Raw genomic sequence first — 16,284 nt, 5'->3', positions numbered from 1 at the left:
GGGCGTAGCCTGGAGCGGAGATGTCCGATGAGTCGCGCCCAGTCTCTGCGCGATCGGGGCCGGTGGCGACCCGGATCGCCATCGTCACGCGCCTCGCCTGGCTGCTCGTGCTCGTCCTCACAGCGGTCTTCCACTTCCTCCGCGGCGCCCCAGTGGATGCGTGGATCTTCCTGGGCGGGGCCGTCGTGATCGCGCTCGACGGGCTGGGCTGGCTGCGCATCCCGTTGCGGGCGATGCCGGACAGGGAGACGCTGTCCCGTCGCATCGTGGCGTACACGCTGATCGGCGTGGCGGCGGTCACGTTCGCGTTCGCTCCGCTCTACGGCGGCGTCGACACGGCGATCGTGATCGGCATCGGGGTGCTCCTGCTGCCGGTGGTGTGGGCCGACCGGCCGCGCGCATCGGGAGCTGGGGAGGCGGGCGCCACGGATGCGGGCACCACGGATGCGGGCACCACGGGCGTTGGAGCGAAGGCTGCCGTGCGACGCGCCGCCATCGCGTGGTCGGCCGTCATCGTCGCCGGGTGCGCGTGGGAGATCGCGGTGTTCTTCCTCGGACGCTCCTCCCCCACGGCGGAGAACGACTTCCCCGCCCTCTCCGACCTGGTCGACCCTGCCGTCGCCTGGCCGCCCGCCCGCGCGGCGCTCGTGGTGCTCTGGCTGGCGGGCGGCTACGCCCTCATCAGAAGGGGACGGCGATGAGGGACATCACGATCGCCGGCTTCCTGCTCTGCGGCGTCACGATGGCGGCACTGGTGTTGCAGTCGCACAGAGACCCCCTGCGCATCGCACGGTTCTCGACACTGCTCGACGTGGTGCTGGCCGACCGAGCTGCGCGCTTCACCATCCTGCTGTTCTGGTGGTGGCTCGGCTGGCATTTCCTGGTGGTGCCGCCGATGCCGTGAGCGGCTCCGGCTAGTTGTTGCCCTTCGTGCAGGTCTGCTGCGCTGCCGTCTGGCCGGTGATGCTGCTGGGGAGCTCGATCGGTCCGGTCGTCGCGGGAGCCGTCGACGTGTCGCCGGGAGCCGGCGCCGTCGTTGCGGGTGCCGTCGCGTCCGGAGCCGCCGGCACCGCCGGAGTCGGCGTTCCGGTGCCGGCCTGGTCCTCCGCAGCCCGCCCCGTCGTGCCGGTGAGCTTCACCGGCTGGTCGTTCACCAGCGCGGTGTTGATCGCCTGCGCCGCCGTGTCGTCCACGATCACCCGATTCGAGTCGTCCGGATCGGTCACCGCCGGATACTGCATGAACACCATGTTGTCGAGACCGGTGTCTTTCAGCGCGAGGGCGATCTCGACCAGTGTCGTCGGGTTCGTCAGCGTGTCCGACGGCGTGATGTTCTCCACCGCGGCCTTCGCCAGCCCGTAGAGCTGCACCGGGTTTCCGAGCACGCCGCCGGAGACGACCTTCCTGGCCAGTGCGGACAGGAACACCTGCTGGTTGCTGATTCTGCCGAGGTCGCTGCCGTCGCCGACGCCGTGCCTGCTCCGTAGGAACGACAGCGCAACGTCGCCGACCAGGGTGTTCTCCCCCGCCGGCAGATCGAGCGGTGGGGTGGTGAAGTCGTCGGTGACCGGAGTGGCGAGGCAGACCGTCACTCCACCGATCGCGTTCGACATCGCGCTCACGCCGTTGAAGTTGATGACGGCGGCGAACGGGATGTCGATCCCTGTCAGCTTCTCCACCGTGAGCACGACGCAGGGCAGACCGCCGCGGGACAGCGCCGTGTTGAACATCGCGCTGCTCGAACCGTCGACGGTGCCGCCTCCGGTCGGAGCAGGGCAGTCCGGGATCTCGACCATCAGGTCGCGCGGGAAGCTGATCACCATCGCGCTCTTGTGGTCCTGGGCGATGTGCAGCAGCATCGTGACGTCGTTGTTGCCCTCGCCGGTGCTCGCATCCTGTTCGTCGGCCGAGTCGTAGATGCCGCCGAGGTTGCTGCGGCTGTCCGTGCCGGTGAGGAGCAGGTTCACGCCACCCTGGATGGCGCCGACGTTCGGGATGGCCTGCTTGGTGTGACCAGGCAGCGTGGCCAGGACGACGCCCGTCTTGACCGAGCGGGCGACATCCCAGACCGCGTACGCTGCGACGCTTCCGACGCTCACCGCCACGACGGCGACCGCCGCGGCGAGTATCCGCATGACCGTTCCGACAGCACGACGGCGGGGCAGGCGACCGTGTCGCACGGCGGTCGGCCCCTTGGCGCGCTGGTGCCTGCGCGGCAGGTCGGTCATCGAAGGTCCTTCGGAGGGTGAGGCGAAAGGAGGAATGTCGAAATACTAGCCATAACACCTATCGGTCAGCTTGGAGGCGCACTGCGCGTCCTGAAAGCCCCCTCACGCCCCTCACCGGCGCGGCAGAGGCGCACGGAGCGGGGAGGCGTTCGCCAGTTCGACCACGATCGCTTTGTCGTTCCCCGGGTTCGCGGCGTCGAACCACAGCCGCGTCTGCTGACCGTTCTGGATGGGGTCTTCCGCCCTGACCAGCATCGGCCGCTGCACCCAGCGGTGCACACCCTGCAGATCGGTGAATCCGAAGGTGACCGTGGTGAAGATCCGATCGCTCTCGTGGAACACCGTGTATCCCCTGTCCGTGACCACGGCGGTGACCTGCGTACCGGAGCGCATCGCCGACTCCTCCACGCTGACGCGCCTCCTGCGCGCGCCGGCGGCGGCGACCCCGAGCAGCAGGCACACCGCGGCCAGCGCGAGCAGACCGTAGCCGATATACCTGACGAACGCCGGGCCGCTCTGCGCGGAGACCACGATCACGCCGACACCTGCACCGAGGAGCACGGTGGCGTTCCCGTACATCATGCCGAGGTCGCCCCGCTTCAGCACGATCGCGGCCCAAGCGATGGATGCGGCGATCACCAGCAGCATCCCGACCGGGATCGCGATCAGCACGAGCACCGGAGGCTCATCCGGCTGCTCCTGCATCATGGTGCCGAACCCGCCCCAGCCGTACCCTGCGGCGAGACCGCCGACCAGCAGAAGCAGCAGCACGACCGTGACCCGGAGGTTCGACGGCCGCCGCTCCGCTCGCTCGCGGCGGGCGATGGTCGGGTCGACGGTGCTCATCCCGTCATTCAATCGGCATCCGGCGATCGAGCACAAGAACCCTCTTGCTCTCCGCGTCGGCGCCGTGCAACACTGTCCAACGTGATCCGGTAGCAGTGATTTCCTTCCTCCCCACGACCGTGGGTGAGTCGATCGACCCTGCAAACCGAGGACCCCATGTCATCTTCTGAGCACGTTTCCGAGTTCGTTTCCTCCCCAGAGCACACCAGCACCACCACTCCAGCGTTCACCATCTCCACGGTCACGGTGCCCGATAGCATCGACGCCCCTGACGCCGCCGACTTCATCGGCATGGCCACGGTGCGCAGCATCGTGGAGGCCGAGCTGCGCGGAGACGCCTTCCCCGTCGCCGACCCAGAGGTGGCAGCCGCCGAGCTGCTGCCGAACTGGAAGGACCAGTCGACGATATCGCTCGGGCTCATCGCCACCGTCGACGGCCGGGTCGTCGGCCGAGGCACCCTGGCCATGCCGGGCGACGCCTCCGAATGCTGGTCGGCCGTGTCCGTCCTGCCCGACTATCGGTCGGCGGGGATCGGCTCAGCACTGTACGAGCGTCTGGAACGGATGGCGCGGGACGCCGGCCGCCGCACCATCCAGAACCAGACCGACTTCCCCGCGAGCCAGGGAGGAGACAGCATCCCGGCGCCCACCGGTTTCGGATCGGTGCCCGCCCGTCTCGCATCCACGCGGTTCCTGCTCCGCTACGGCTTCACCCTGGAGCAGGTCGGCCGGATGAGCGGCCTCACCCTGCCGATGGATGCGGACGTCGCCGCGTCGAGCCTCGATGCAGCGCAGGCAGCGGCGACGGGCTACCGGACCGTGACCTGGGAGGGACCAACGCCCGACGAATGGGTGGACGCCTTCGCGCTGATGCGCACCCGGATGACCACGGACACCCCGAACGCCGGCATGGAGCAGACAGAGGACGTCTGGACCACCGACCGGATCCGCGCGTTCGACGCCATCTGGGCGGAGAGCCCGATGTCGATGCTGACCACGATCGCCGTCGAGACCGCGACCGGACGCCCAGCCGGCTACACAGAGCTCGGCGTCCCTGCCGAGCCGGATCGGCCGGCCGAGCAGATGGACACGCTGGTCCTCGCCGACCACCGCGGCCACCGCCTCGGGATGCTTCTGAAGCTCACCAACCTGCGCGAGCTCAGCGCCCGCTTCCCGGACAGCAGGATCGTTGAGACGATGAACGCGGAGGACAACCGCCCGATGCTCGACGTGAACGAGGCCATCGGCTTCGTTCCGCTCAGCTATGCGGCGCGGTGGAAGAAGCGGATCGGCTGACGACTGAGAACGAGAAAACCCCCGGAGTTCCGTGGAACTCCGGGGGTTTTTGGTGGATCTGAGGGGACTCGAACCCCTGACCCCCTGCATGCCATGCAGGTGCGCTACCAGCTGCGCCACAGACCCAGATGCTGCTCCCGATCTCTCCGAAACAACTCGTTTAGCGTACTACATGATCCAGGTCTGCAAGAAACCAGCGCGACGCTCGGGCGTGCCGCGATCAGTCGAAGAGTTCGCTGAGCCAGTTCTCGCGCTTCTTCTTGTACGGGTACTGCTGCTGGCCGTATCCCTGCTGGCCGTACTGCTGCTGTGGAGCCTGCTGCTGCGCGGGGTGTTGCGGTTGGGCGGGCGAAGCATACGGGGCGGTCTGCTGCGGCTGCTGGGCAGGCTGCGCGCGGTCGATGATCTTGTCGAGCTCTCCGCGGTCGAGCCACACTCCGCGGCACTCGGGGCAGTAGTCGATCTCGATACCACTGCGCTCGCTCATCACGAGGGTGGCGTTGTCTGTCGGGCATCTCATTCCGCCAGTCAATCAACGCTTCATGAGAGAACTCTCACACAGGGCAGGGAGAACCCCGCCAATCCGGTTCGCGGCCGGACACGACACGGGATGCGCTACTCGGCGCCCTCGTGCACGGGCAGCTCCAGCGGAACCACCGGGCAGTCCTTCCACAGGCGCTCGAGCGCGTAGTACATGCGATCCTCCTCGTGGAAGACGTGTACGACCAGGTCGCCGAAGTCGAGCAGCACCCAGCGGCCCTCTGCCTTGCCCTCGCGGCGCAGCGTCTTGACGCCCGCCTCGTTGAGCTGGTCCTCGATCTCGCCGGCGATCGCGATCACATTGCGCTCGACGCGGCCGCTGACCAGCAGGAACACGTCGGTCAGCGGGAGCGGCCCTGAGACGTCGAGCGCCACCAGGTCCTCTCCGGACTTGGAGTCGGCAGCGCGGGCGGCGAGCTGCAGGATCTGCTTGGCGTGGTCTGTCGCGGTCACGCGCCGACCTCCCCGGTGGGGACGGCAGGCTGGGACGGAGTGGAAAGGATGATCAGAACACCTTCAAGACGTATGCGGAGATGAGCAGGCCGATGACGCCGACGGCGAGCACGCCGGCGGTGACGATGAGCACGACAGGTAGTTTGCCACCGCGCTTCTTCGGAGGGGCGATGACGCCGCGGGTGGACGTGTGCGAGCTGATGGCCCGGGATGCACGGATGGGCGCGACCTCGGACGTGTTGAACTCGTTCTCGTCTCCCTCGAGCAGACGGTCGAGGTCGGACGAGTCGATGCGGTCGGGGTGGGCGCCGGTCGAGCCGAGGCCGCGTGGCAGGTCGATGGACCCGGTGACCAGGATCTCCCCTGTCGCGGTGAGCGGGCCTGTCGCGTCCGCGGTCGGCAGCACGGGGAGGATGAGGGCGTTGGTCGTGGTCGCGGAGCCTGGCTGGCCGACGTTGCGCGAGATGATCTGGTCGAACGGCTGGTTCTTGTCGTCGCGCTCGGCGGCGGTCGACCAGTGGCCGGTCGGCGGCGTGAACGGCTGACGCTCGAGCGAGCTGTCCGCGTCGTCTTTCTCGGCCGCTACCGGCGCGGCCGCGGTGGGCGGAGCCAGCAGCGATGCGTCGGCGGTGGATGCGGTCACGGCGGGAGCAGGAGCATCCTGCGGCGCAGCGGGCCCGGTCTCGACCTTCGCAGCAGCGGGCGCCGCCGCCGAGGCGGACCCGAGCGGCGCGAACGGCCACGCGCTCGGCGAGGACGACTCCACCTCCGGACCTGCAGACGGACGCGCCGGAGCAGGCTCAGGCGGAGGCGTGAAGGTGACGGGGATCACCGCATCCGGGTGCCCAGCCTGCTGGTTGGCCTCCTGCGCCTGCTGCATGGCGCGCAGCTCGCGGCGCGTCAGCGTGCGCTCCGGAGTGGGGGTCGGCGCGGGCGCAGGGGAAGCGGCAGCCGCGTCCTCCTGCTTCACCACGGCGACCGGCACCGTCACGGGCTCCGGCTGGGACGCATCCGTGGACTGCTTGAACAGGGCGTCGTCGGTCTGCGCAGCGGCGGCGGGCGCAGCGGCGGCGGGAGCGACAGGCGCGGCGGGAAGGTCGAACGCGTTGCCGAACGTCGGCAGGTTCGGCCGGCTCGGCGGCGTGACGCCCGGCTCCTCGAACGCGGATGCGGGGATCGCGGGGGGCTCTGCGCCGTCGGCGGTCTCCGCCGGGTCAGCCGCGTCGCGACCGGACGAGAACGTGTACGGCGTCGTCATGGTCGGGATCTCCCCGGCCGGGGTCGGCTCTGCCGTTCCTGCACGACGGGACGCCTGACCGGCGGCCTGTGCCGCTGAACGCTCGTTCTCACGCGCCTGACGCCGTGTCTGTGGCGGCGGGTCTTGCCACAAAGTCATGCCACACTCCGATACAGATGGTGTTTGGAGATGTATTGAACAACCCCGTCCGGCACCAAGTACCAGACCGGGAATCCCCTGCTCACCCGGGTCCGGCAGTCGGTTGACGAGATCGCCAGGGCCGGAACTTCCAACAAGCTTACGTCCTGCGCTGGCAATCCAGAAATACTCAAGTCATGTCCCGGACGACTCACAGCGACGAAGTGAGCGAGGTCCCAGAGCTCTTGCACATCGCGCCAGCTGAGGATCTGCGCGATGGCGTCCGCCCCGGTGATGAAGAAGAGTTCGGCGTCCGGGCGGGACTCGTGCAGGTCGCGGAGGGTGTCGATCGTGTACGTCGGGCCCTCGCGGTCGATGTCGACGCGGCTCACCGTGAAGCGGGGATTGGAGGCGGTCGCGATCACCGTCATGAGGTAGCGGTGCTCCCCCGGCGTGACCTCGCCCTTCTGCCAGGGGTGCCCGGTGGGGACGAAGATGACCTCATCCAGGTCGAACGACTGGGCGACCTCGCTGGCCGCGACCAGGTGACCGTGGTGGATGGGGTCGAACGTGCCGCCCATCACGCCGATGCGCGTGCGACGCTTCTCCGTCAGCTGCATTCGTCGTGCAGAGGTCAGTGACCCTGGGTGGGGTGTCCGGTGCCGTGGTGGGTGGCGCCGGGCGCGCCGGCGTGCGATGCGGCGCCTGGACCCGCCTTGTGGCTGTGGCGGTTCGCGACGTCGCGGTACGACCAGATGACGAAACCGAGGACGGTGAAGATCACGATCGCGATCGCGCCGTACGCCCATGTCGGCATGGGGAGTTCAACGTGCGTTTCGGCCTCGGCCAGCAGCAGCGTCAGGTGAGTCATCGAGTTTCTTCCTTTCCGAAGGCGCGCGAACGCCTGCGAAACAGTCTAGTGGCGTGTCAGGCCCTGATCTGCCCTGACCCGCGGACGATCCACTTGGTGCTGGTCAGCTCCGGCAGCCCCATCGGGCCGCGCGCGTGCAGTTTCTGGGTGGAGATGCCGACCTCGGCTCCGAAGCCGAACTCGCCTCCGTCGGTGAACCGGGTGGAGGCGTTCACCATGACCACCGCTGAGTCGACCTCGGCGAGGAACCGGTCGGCGTTGGCCAGGTCGTTCGTGATGATCGACTCGGTGTGCTGGGTCGAGTACCGGCGGATGTGGTCGATCGCCTGGTCGAGATCGTCGACCACCTTCACCGAGATGTCGAGGCTCATGTGCTCCGTCGCCCAGTCCTCCTCCGTCACAGGAACGGCCGCAGAGGAGTATCCGATCGCGCGCTCGTCGGCGTGCACCGTGACACCGGACGCGGTCAGCGCGGCGAGCACGGGCGGGAGCAGCCGGTCGGCGGCCGCGCGGTGCACGAGCAGCGTCTCCACGGCGTTGCACACGCTCGGGCGCTGCACCTTGGCGTTGCGCACGATGTCGACGGCCCAGTCCTCTCTGGCGGACTCGTCGAGCACGATGTGCACCACGCCTGCGCCCGTCTCGATGACCGGGACGGTCGACTCGGTCACGACCGTGCGGATCAGGTCGGCGCTCCCCCGCGGGATCAGCACATCCACGTATCCGCGCGCCTTCATCAACTGGGTGGCGCCGCCGCGGCCGAACTCGTCGATGGTCTGCACAGCGTCGGCGGGGAGGCCGACGGATGCGAACGCATCCTGGATCACCTCGACCAGCACCCGATTCGTGTTGATCGCGGCGCTCCCTCCGCGCAGCACGGCCGCGTTTCCGCTCTTGAGGGCGAGAGCCGCGATGTCGACCGTGACGTTGGGGCGCGCCTCGTAGATCGCGCCGACGACGCCGAACGGCACCCGCACCTGCGTGATCGACACGCCGTTCGGCAGGTGGCTGCCGCGCACCGCCTCCCCGACAGGGTCGCTGAGGCCGACGACCTCGCGCACGGCCTCTGCCAGCGCGTCCAAGCGCGCCTCGGACAGCGTGAGCCGGTCGAGCAGGCCGGTGGTCAGGCCGTTCTCCCTGCCGTTGGCGAGATCGAGCTCATTCGCCTGCAGGATGCGCGGAGCCTGCGATCGCAGACCGGCCGCGACCGCCAGCAGCGCGGCGTTCTTCGCGTCCGTGTTCGCCGTGGCGAGCACGATGGACGCCCGCTTGGCTGCTGCGAGCTTCTCGACCAGCGAGAGGGGTTCGGTGATGGTGTCGACCATGCGTCAAGTTTAGGACGCGGTGACCGCATCCCGTGCCGGAGCGAACCAGGTGCCGACGGCAGCGCCGGCCAGCGCCTCGGAGACGTTGGCCGTAGCGGTCAGGATGACCGCCGTTCCGTTCTCCGCGGCCTGGCGAGCGGCGGACACCTTGGTGAGCGCCCCGCCAGTTCCGACGCCGGACAGCCCGGTCGAGCCGATCTCCACGCCCTCCAGCGCGTCGTCGTACTCGACGATGTCGATGCGCTCAGCTCCCGGTTCCTGCGGGGGCTTGGTGTACAGCGCATCCACGTCGGAGAGCAGCACGAGCAGGTCGGCGTCGACCAGCAGCGCGACCAGCGCCGCGAGCCTGTCGTTGTCGCCGAACCGGATCTCGTGCGTCGCGACCGTGTCGTTCTCGTTGACGATGGGCAGGATGCGCAGGTCGAGCAGCCGCTCCATCGCCCGCTTGGCGTTGATGCGGTGGGTCGGCGTCTCCATGTCGCCTGCGGTCAGGAGCACCTGGCCGGCGACGATGTCGTAGCGGTCGAGGCTGTCCTGGTAGCGGTAGATGAGCACGTTCTGTCCGACCGCCGCCGCCGCCTGCTGGGTCGCCAGGTCGGTGGGGCGCTCCTGCAGCGCCAGATACGGGATGCCCGTGGCGATGGCGCCGGACGACACCAGGATCACCTGGGTGCCGCGCCCGTGCGCCTCGGCGAGAGCATCGACCAACGGACCGATCTGCCCGGCGTTCTCCCCGCTGATGGAGGACGAACCCACCTTGACGACAACACGCCGTGCTGTGGGGACCTGGCTGCGGTCGTCGATGGTCATTCCGAATCGGTCTCCGTGTTCTGAGTGCCATGCGTCTGGCTGCCCTGCGCACTGTCCGCGCTGTCGAGCGCCTCGACGGCGTCCGCGTAGTCGTCATCCTGCCAGAGCCCTGCCTCGCGCTCGCGCAGCAGCTCTGCGCGGGCCTCTGCCTTGGCATCCATCCGGTCGAAGTAGTCCTCGCGGCGCTGGTTGCGGGTGGGGCGGTCGTTGCCGTCGAGGCGCACGTCCGTTCCACGCGGCGAGGTGATGAGCTCCGCGGTGGACGTGAGCGTCGGCTCCCAGTCGAACACAACGCCGTTATTCCGGCCGATGACCACGGTGGAACCCGCGACGGCTCCCGCTTTGAACAGCCTGTCTTCGACGCCCAGCTTCGCCAGCCGGTCGGCGAGGAAGCCGACGGCCTCGTCGTTCGCGAAGTCGGTCTGCGCCACCCAGCGCTCCGGCTTGGCGCCCAGGATGCGGTACACAGGGCCGTCGGAGCCGCCCTCGACCTTGACGACGAACCCTCCGTCGTCCACGGCCTGCGGCCGGATGACGATGCGCGGACGCTCCGCCTCGGCTGCGGCTTGCGCGACGCGCGCCTCCTCGATCAGCTCTGCCAGGGCGAAGGACAGCTGACGCAGTCCCTCGTGGCTCACGGTCGAGATCTCGAACACGCGGTAGCCGCGAGCCTCGAGGTCGGGGCGGACGAACTCGGCGAGCTCGCGTGCCTCAGGCACGTCGATCTTGTTGAGGGCGATGAGCTGCGGGCGATCCAGCAGCGGCGTCTGCCCCTCGGGGACCGGGTATGCGCCCAGCTCCCCCAGGATGACCTCGAGGTCGCTCAGCGGGTCGCGTCCAGGGTCCAGCGTCGCGCAGTCGAGGACGTGCAGCAGCGCGCTGCAGCGCTCGACGTGGCGGAGGAACTCGAGACCGAGGCCTTTGCCCTCGCTCGCGCCCTCGATCAGACCGGGGACGTCGGCGATGGTGAACCGGGTGTCACCGGCCTGCACGACACCGAGGTTCGGGTGCAGGGTGGTGAACGGGTAGTCCGCGATCTTCGGCTTGGCGGCCGACAGCGCGGCGATCAGGCTCGACTTGCCGGCGGACGGGTAGCCGACGAGCGCGATGTCGGCGACCGTCTTGAGCTCCAGGAGGACGTCGCCCTCCCAGCCCGGCGTGCCGAGCAGGGCGAAGCCGGGCGCCTTGCGCTTCGGGTTGGAGAGCGCGGCGTTGCCGAGGCCGCCGATGCCGCCAGGGGCGACGACGTAGCGCATCCCCGGCTCGTTCATGTCGATGAGCTCGGCGCCGGACGGGTCCTTGACCACGGTGCCGACGGGAACAGGCAGTTCGAGCTCCTCGCCCAGGTGGCCGCTGCGGTGGTCGCCCATGCCGAAGCCGCCGTTCTCCGACGAGCGGTGCGGAGCCCGGTGGTAGCCGAGCAGTGTGGTGACCTGCGGGTCGGCGACGAGGACGATGTCGCCGCCGTTCCCGCCGTTGCCGCCGTCCGGACCCGCCAGCGGCTTGAACTTCTCCCGCCGGACGGAGACGCACCCGTTGCCGCCGTTGCCGGCGCGCAGGTGCAACGTCACGTGATCCACGAACGTTGCCATGGGGGTCCCTCGATTCCTGACTTCTCAGTCTGTAAATGGAGAAAGGGCGGGCCGAAGCCCGCCCATCCTCGAATGCTGGTGCGTGGTGCGGGGCTTTACGCCTCGGCGGCCACGATGTTGACGACCTTGCGGCCGCCCTTGTTGCCGAACTCGACCGAGCCGGCTGCGAGGGCGAACAGGGTGTCGTCTCCGCCACGTCCGACGTTCACGCCGGGGTGGAAGTGGGTGCCGCGCTGACGGACGATGATCTCGCCCGCTCCGACGACCTGGCCACCGAAGCGCTTCACGCCGAGGCGCTGTGCGTTCGAGTCACGACCGTTGCGAGTCGAGCTCGCTCCCTTTTTGTGTGCCATCTGCTTCTTCTCCTAAGCCTGAGGTCGATCGGCTACTTGATGCCGGTGATCTTGACGCGCGTGAGGTCCTGACGGTGCCCCTGGCGCTTCTTGTAGCCGGTCTTGTTCTTGAACTTCTGGATCACGATCTTCGGGCCACGGAGGTCGTTGAGGACCTCAGCAGTGACCTTGACCTTCGCCAGCGAACCGGCGTCGGACGTGATCTTGTCGCCGTCGACAAGCAGCACAGCAGCCAGCTCGACGTTGCCGTTCTTATCAGCCTTGATCCGGTCCATCGTCACGATGGTGCCGACCTCGACCTTTTCCTGCCGGCCTCCGGCGCGCACAACTGCGTAAACCACTTTTACGTACCTTTTCTTCGGGGAACAGCTCCCCTCGGCTCGATGAGCCGCGGACCTGGTCCTGTCTCTTTACTCTTCAGGAAGTTACTGGCGAGTCCGTCTCCGTCGCAGTGTGCAACGGACCGGCTCTCAGAAAACCATGATGGTCGAGCGGGATACGCCCGACACACACCAACGGTCAACTTTACCCGACGACCCATCTATCGTCAATTCAACGAGAGGGCTCCGGGACCGATCGGCGCCATCGACGGCGCCGGTTCCTACAATCATTGTATGACGGTCCTGATCGATCCCCCGGCATGGCCCGCCCACGGCATGTTGTGGTCGCACCTGGTCAGCGACGCGAGCCTGGACGAGCTGCACGCCTTCGCGGCCGCCAACGGCATCGCACCGCGCGCTTTCGACCTTGACCACTACGACGTGCCGGACAAGCGCTACGACGAGCTGGTGGCCGCGGGAGCGACGGCGGTGGACGGCAAGGAGCTCGTCATCCGGCTGCGCGCGAGCGGACTACGCGTGAAGGCGCGGGATCGAGTGCGCAAGCACTGACCCCGCGCCTTCAGCGCGGCTGGACAGCCCGGGTTACTCGGACTGCTCCGAACGGGTGATCTCCGGGGCGATGTCTCCGCCGACGATCGCAGCGGTGCTGACCCTGCGGCTGCGGCCACGGCCCTGACCTGGCTGCTTCGGCTGCGGGAGCGCGTCGAGCACAGAGTCGAGCAGGAGCTCGGCCTCCTTGGTGGGCGTGCGACGCGTCACGGGCGCCGCAGCGGGCTCAGGGAGCTCGATGATGGGTACCGGCGCCTCGGCGGCCTCGCGTCGCGCAGCGGGGCGCTCAGCGGCTGCCTGGCGGTCGGGCGCCGCCTCTGCAGCGGGTGCAGCCTGCTCGGCCGGAGCAGATTCGGTGCGCGCCGGCTCGTTACTCGTCGCCTCAGCGGCGGCCTGCTCGGCCTCCGCTGCCTTCGCCCTGTCGCGCTTGCCGTTCTTGCGGCGGGACTTCTTCGGCGCATCCTGCTGCTGCTCCTCGGCCACGTGCTTGCCGTGGGCGGCCTCGGTCGCCGCTGCGTCTGCATCCACATGCTGCTGGTGGTCATCGTGCGGGTGGGCGAGCGTCGACGCTGCGATCTGCGCGAGTGCGTTCTTGGCGTCGTCGGTGATGGCGTGCGTCACACCGGTCGGCGTTCCTCCGTTGCCGTTCGAGCCTCCGTTGCCGTTCGAGGAACCGTTTCCGTTGCCGTTCGACGAGCCGTTGCCCGAGCCGCCGGACTGCTGGTTGCCTCGTCCACGACGGCGCTCGCTCTGCGGCTGCTGCTGCGGCGTCTGACGGTGCTTCACGACGGGGTCGTGGTGCACGATGACGCCGCGGCCAGCGCAGACCTCGCAGGCCTCGCTGAACGTCTCGAGCAGGCCGAGGCCGAGCTTCTTCCTCGTCATCTGGACCAGGCCGAGCGACGTGACCTCTGCCACCTGATGCTTGGTGCGGTCGCGGCTCAGGCACTCGATCAGGCGACGGAGCACGAGGTCGCGGTTCGACTCGAGCACCATGTCGATGAAGTCGACGACGATGATGCCGCCGATGTCGCGCAGGCGCAGCTGGCGGACGATCTCCTCCGCCGCCTCCAGGTTGTTCTTGGTGACCGTCTCTTCGAGGTTTCCGCCAGATCCGACGAACTTGCCGGTGTTGACGTCGACCACGGTCATCGCCTCTGTGCGGTCGATCACCAGCGAGCCGCCGGAAGGCAGCCAGACCTTGCGGTCGAGCGCCTTCTCGATCTGCTCCGTGATGCGGAACTCGTCGAACGCATCCCGGTCACCCGAGTATGCCTCGACGCGGTCGAGCAGGTCGGGAGCCACCTGACGCAGGTAGTTCTCGATGGTGCTCTGCGCATCCTGGCCGGCGATGATCAGCTTCTGGAAGTCCTCGTTGAAGACGTCGCGCACGATCTTGATCAGCAGGTCGGGCTCGCTGTGCAGGAGCGCAGGCGCTCCCACCGTCTCGACCTGCCTGCTGATGTCCGCCCACTGCGCGGTGAGACGCGTGACGTCGAGCGTCAGCTGCTCCTCCGTCGCGCCCTCTGCGGCGGTGCGCACGATCACGCCGGTGTTCTCGGGGAGAACCTCCTTGAGGATCTTCTTGAGGCGCGCGCGCTCGGTGTCCGGCAGCTTGCGGCTGATGCCGTTCATCGAGCCGTTCGGCACATAGACCAAGTAGCGGCCCGGCAGAGAGACCTGGCTGGTCAGTCGGGCGCCCTTGTGGCCGACAGGGTCTTTGGTGACCTGCACGAGCACGCGGTCGCCCGGCTTGAGCGCCAGCTCGATACGGCGGGGCTGGTTGCCCGTCTCCGCTGCGTCCCAGTCGACCTCGCCGGAGTACAGCACGGCGTTGCGACCGCGCCCGATGTCCACGAACGCCGCCTCCATGCTGGGCAGCACATTCTGCACGCGACCGAGGTAGACGTTGCCGATGAGCGACGCCTCCTGCGACTTGGCGACGTAGTGCTCGACGAGCACCTTGTCCTCCAGAACGCCGATCTGGATGCGGCCGCCCTTCTCGCGCACGATCATCTGGCGGTCGACGGACTCCCGCCTGGCGAGGAACTCCGCCTCCGTGATGACAGGACGGCGGCGACCGGCGTCGCGTCCGTCGCGGCGGCGCTGCTTCTTCGCCTCCAGGCGGGTCGAGCCCTTGACCTTCTGCGGCTCGGTGATCAGCTCCGGCTCGCGCGGTGCGCGTACCTTCACGACGGTGTTGGCCGGATCGTTTGAGCCGGACCGGTTCTCCTCGCCCGCGCGGCGGCGCGAACGGCGGCGGACCGTGCTCGGCTCGTCGTCGTACTCGTCGTGCGGGAGCGGAGGCAGCGGGATGATGTCGGGTGCCTGGAACAGCAGCGTGGTCGGCGGGAGGCCGGGCAGAGCCGCGTCGGCGTCCGCTGTTGCCGCGGCGTCGGCGTCCGCGGCGTCCGCTTCCGAACCGTCCGGTTCCGCGCCGGAGACCGCATCCTGTGCGCTCTGCGTCGTCACGGCCGGCTGACCGGCGGGGAACGGACCTGCGCCGATGATGTCGTCGTGGCCGTCGTTGGTGATGTTCTCGTCCATGGGTGTTCTCTCCTGGACGGCAGGCGCGGTCGAGGCGTGCCCGGCCACCGTCGGCGCGGAGGACGCAATGGCCTCACGCGAATCGTTCGCAGGCACGGCGGAGGCGCTCTTCTTGGCGCTCTTCCTGGAACCGAAGAGGCGCGATCGCTTCCTGGGCCCCGCTTCCGATCCGTTGTTCTGCGTGTTGTCAGTATTTTCGTTTTCCACCATCGCTGGTGCACTCCTCGACCGGCGGCGGTCTCCCGCGCACCGGGTACTTTCATGAGGGCAGCGGACGCGTTGCGCCTGCCACCGCTAATCCTTCACGCGTGCGGTCGGCTCGTGGCGCGGTCCGCAGCGATCTCATTTCGTCTTACGTTCGTCGTACGTCGACCACTTCGGCCGACTGTCCTGGGCGTCGCAACGCCCTCAAGCCTTCGCTGGCGTCTCTCCGGCACGCTGCCGGAGAACCAGTTGCAACGATTATCGCATGACCGTACCGGGAACGCGGTTGCCTCCCAGGGCGACACGCGAATGCACATGCCATAATCCGACTGTGTCAGTCACTACAGCCGAGCGCCGCCCGACCGTACTCGCCATCTTTTTGATCGTCGCAGGGGCCATCGGGCTCTGGGCGGCGTTCATGCTCACGATGGACAAGTTCCACCTCCTGGAGAACCCGGATGCGCAGCTGTCGTGCAACTTCAGCCTGCTCGTCGGGTGCACCAAGAACCTGAACTCCTGGCAGGGCTCGCTGTTCGGCTTCCCGAACCCGCTGCTCGGCCTGATCGGCTGGACGGCGACCATCGCCGTGGGGGTCGGCGTGCTCGCCGGCGCCCGTTTCGCCAAGTGGTTCTGGATGCTCTTCAACCTGGGCGTCATCGGCGCGATGGCGCTCGTGATCTTCCTCATCACTCAGTCCATCACCGTGCTCAACGTGCTCTGCCCCTGGTGCATGGTCACCTGGCTGGTCACCATCCCGACGTTCTGGGCTGTCACGCTCTACAACCTCAAGACGGGCAACATCCCCATCCCGGAAGCCGGGCGTGTCTTCTTCGGCAAGCTCTACACCTGGGTTCCGCTCATCACGGTGATCTCGTACGCCATCGTCGCGATCCTCGCCCAGATCCAGCTCGACTGGATCAACAACGTCTTCGTCTAGCCCCTCCCAAACAAACG

The 16,284-nt window shown here is 68.2% G+C and carries 18 protein-coding genes and 1 tRNA gene; 5 read left to right on the top strand and 14 right to left on the bottom strand.

The genetic code is table 11. The features are described from left to right. Window positions 1-20: 20 nt before the first annotated feature. Both ACIRCZ_RS03405 and ACIRCZ_RS03400 read left to right on the top strand, forming a co-directional pair. Complete coding sequence (locus ACIRCZ_RS03405; RefSeq protein ID WP_402849650.1) at window positions 21-701, top strand: hypothetical protein; 681 nt, start codon at window positions 21-23, stop codon at window positions 699-701. Further along, window positions 698-904 (top strand): DUF6186 family protein, encoded by a 207-nt coding sequence (locus ACIRCZ_RS03400; RefSeq protein WP_402849647.1) that lies wholly within the window; start codon window positions 698-700, stop codon window positions 902-904. The genes ACIRCZ_RS03405 and ACIRCZ_RS03400 overlap by 4 nt, the downstream gene beginning before the upstream one ends. Before the next feature lie 10 nt (window positions 905-914). Here the strand turns inward: ACIRCZ_RS03400 and ACIRCZ_RS03395 are convergent, their stop codons facing one another. Both ACIRCZ_RS03395 and ACIRCZ_RS03390 read right to left on the bottom strand, forming a co-directional pair. Next, window positions 915-2,228: an LCP family protein gene (locus tag ACIRCZ_RS03395; protein ID WP_402849644.1), complete on the bottom strand. Its 1,314-nt coding sequence runs from the start codon at window positions 2,226-2,228 to the stop codon at window positions 915-917. A 111-nt stretch (window positions 2,229-2,339) separates the two neighbouring features. Then, a complete protein-coding gene (locus ACIRCZ_RS03390; protein WP_402849641.1) occupies window positions 2,340-3,074 on the bottom strand; it encodes a hypothetical protein in 735 nt (244 codons plus the stop codon). 246 nt (window positions 3,075-3,320) lie between these two features. Between ACIRCZ_RS03390 and ACIRCZ_RS03385 the strand changes: the two genes are divergently transcribed. Then, a complete protein-coding gene (locus ACIRCZ_RS03385; protein ID WP_402849638.1) occupies window positions 3,321-4,370 on the top strand; it encodes a GNAT family N-acetyltransferase in 1,050 nt (349 codons plus the stop codon). Window positions 4,371-4,420: 50 nt separating this feature from the next. On the opposite strand, the gene ACIRCZ_RS03380 is transcribed toward ACIRCZ_RS03385, so the two are convergent. The 11 genes from ACIRCZ_RS03380 to rplU all read right to left on the bottom strand — a co-directional run bounded on the left by ACIRCZ_RS03380 (window position 4,421) and on the right by rplU (window position 12,030). Then, a tRNA-Ala gene (locus tag ACIRCZ_RS03380) sits at window positions 4,421-4,496 on the bottom strand. Window positions 4,497-4,590: 94 nt separating this feature from the next. Continuing rightward, window positions 4,591-4,890 carry a zf-TFIIB domain-containing protein gene (locus tag ACIRCZ_RS03375; RefSeq protein ID WP_402849635.1) on the bottom strand — a complete coding sequence of 100 codons (300 nt, stop codon included), beginning with the start codon at window positions 4,888-4,890 and terminating at the stop codon, window positions 4,591-4,593. Between the two features lie 95 nt (window positions 4,891-4,985). Then, window positions 4,986-5,363 (bottom strand): ribosome silencing factor, encoded by a 378-nt coding sequence (gene rsfS, locus ACIRCZ_RS03370; protein ID WP_055893503.1) that lies wholly within the window; start codon window positions 5,361-5,363, stop codon window positions 4,986-4,988. Between the two features lie 52 nt (window positions 5,364-5,415). Next, window positions 5,416-6,759, bottom strand: a complete 1,344-nt coding sequence (locus tag ACIRCZ_RS03365) for a hypothetical protein (RefSeq protein ID WP_402849631.1) — start codon at window positions 6,757-6,759, stop codon at window positions 5,416-5,418. Next, window positions 6,756-7,358, bottom strand: coding sequence for a nicotinate-nucleotide adenylyltransferase (gene nadD / locus ACIRCZ_RS03360; RefSeq protein ID WP_055893497.1), 603 nt, complete (start codon window positions 7,356-7,358; stop codon window positions 6,756-6,758). Before nadD ends, ACIRCZ_RS03365 begins: the two co-directional genes overlap by 4 nt. Window positions 7,359-7,372: 14 nt before the next feature. Then, complete coding sequence (locus tag ACIRCZ_RS03355) at window positions 7,373-7,609, bottom strand: hypothetical protein (RefSeq protein ID WP_055893494.1); 237 nt, start codon at window positions 7,607-7,609, stop codon at window positions 7,373-7,375. Window positions 7,610-7,665: 56 nt separating this feature from the next. Beyond that, complete coding sequence (locus tag ACIRCZ_RS03350) at window positions 7,666-8,934, bottom strand: glutamate-5-semialdehyde dehydrogenase (RefSeq protein ID WP_402849627.1); 1,269 nt, start codon at window positions 8,932-8,934, stop codon at window positions 7,666-7,668. A 9-nt stretch (window positions 8,935-8,943) separates the two neighbouring features. Next, a complete protein-coding gene (proB, locus tag ACIRCZ_RS03345) occupies window positions 8,944-9,744 on the bottom strand; it encodes a glutamate 5-kinase (protein ID WP_055893489.1) in 801 nt (266 codons plus the stop codon). Next, complete coding sequence (gene obgE / locus ACIRCZ_RS03340; protein WP_402849623.1) at window positions 9,741-11,336, bottom strand: GTPase ObgE; 1,596 nt, start codon at window positions 11,334-11,336, stop codon at window positions 9,741-9,743. The genes proB and obgE overlap by 4 nt, the downstream gene beginning before the upstream one ends. 95 nt (window positions 11,337-11,431) lie before the next feature. Continuing rightward, window positions 11,432-11,689, bottom strand: a complete 258-nt coding sequence (gene rpmA, locus ACIRCZ_RS03335) for a 50S ribosomal protein L27 (RefSeq protein WP_055893481.1) — start codon at window positions 11,687-11,689, stop codon at window positions 11,432-11,434. 32 nt (window positions 11,690-11,721) lie between these two features. Beyond that, window positions 11,722-12,030: a 50S ribosomal protein L21 gene (gene rplU / locus ACIRCZ_RS03330; protein ID WP_055893478.1), complete on the bottom strand. Its 309-nt coding sequence runs from the start codon at window positions 12,028-12,030 to the stop codon at window positions 11,722-11,724. A 273-nt stretch (window positions 12,031-12,303) separates the two neighbouring features. Here rplU and ACIRCZ_RS03325 point away from each other — a divergent pair, with 273 nt between their 5' ends. Beyond that, window positions 12,304-12,579: a DUF4031 domain-containing protein gene (locus ACIRCZ_RS03325; protein ID WP_055893475.1), complete on the top strand. Its 276-nt coding sequence runs from the start codon at window positions 12,304-12,306 to the stop codon at window positions 12,577-12,579. 33 nt (window positions 12,580-12,612) lie between these two features. Here ACIRCZ_RS03325 and ACIRCZ_RS03320 read toward each other — a convergent pair whose 3' ends face one another. Then, window positions 12,613-15,336 (bottom strand): Rne/Rng family ribonuclease, encoded by a 2,724-nt coding sequence (locus ACIRCZ_RS03320; protein WP_055893472.1) that lies wholly within the window; start codon window positions 15,334-15,336, stop codon window positions 12,613-12,615. Window positions 15,337-15,661: 325 nt separating this feature from the next. Between ACIRCZ_RS03320 and ACIRCZ_RS03315 the strand changes: the two genes are divergently transcribed. Next, window positions 15,662-16,267, top strand: coding sequence for a vitamin K epoxide reductase family protein (locus ACIRCZ_RS03315; protein WP_055893470.1), 606 nt, complete (start codon window positions 15,662-15,664; stop codon window positions 16,265-16,267). The last annotated feature ends 17 nt before the right edge of the window (window positions 16,268-16,284 follow it).

The sequence above is a fragment of the Leifsonia sp. NPDC102414 genome, from assembly GCF_044765685.1.
GTDB lineage: Bacteria > Actinomycetota > Actinomycetes > Actinomycetales > Microbacteriaceae > Leifsonia.
This window is presented reverse-complemented; position numbering and strand designations above follow the sequence as displayed.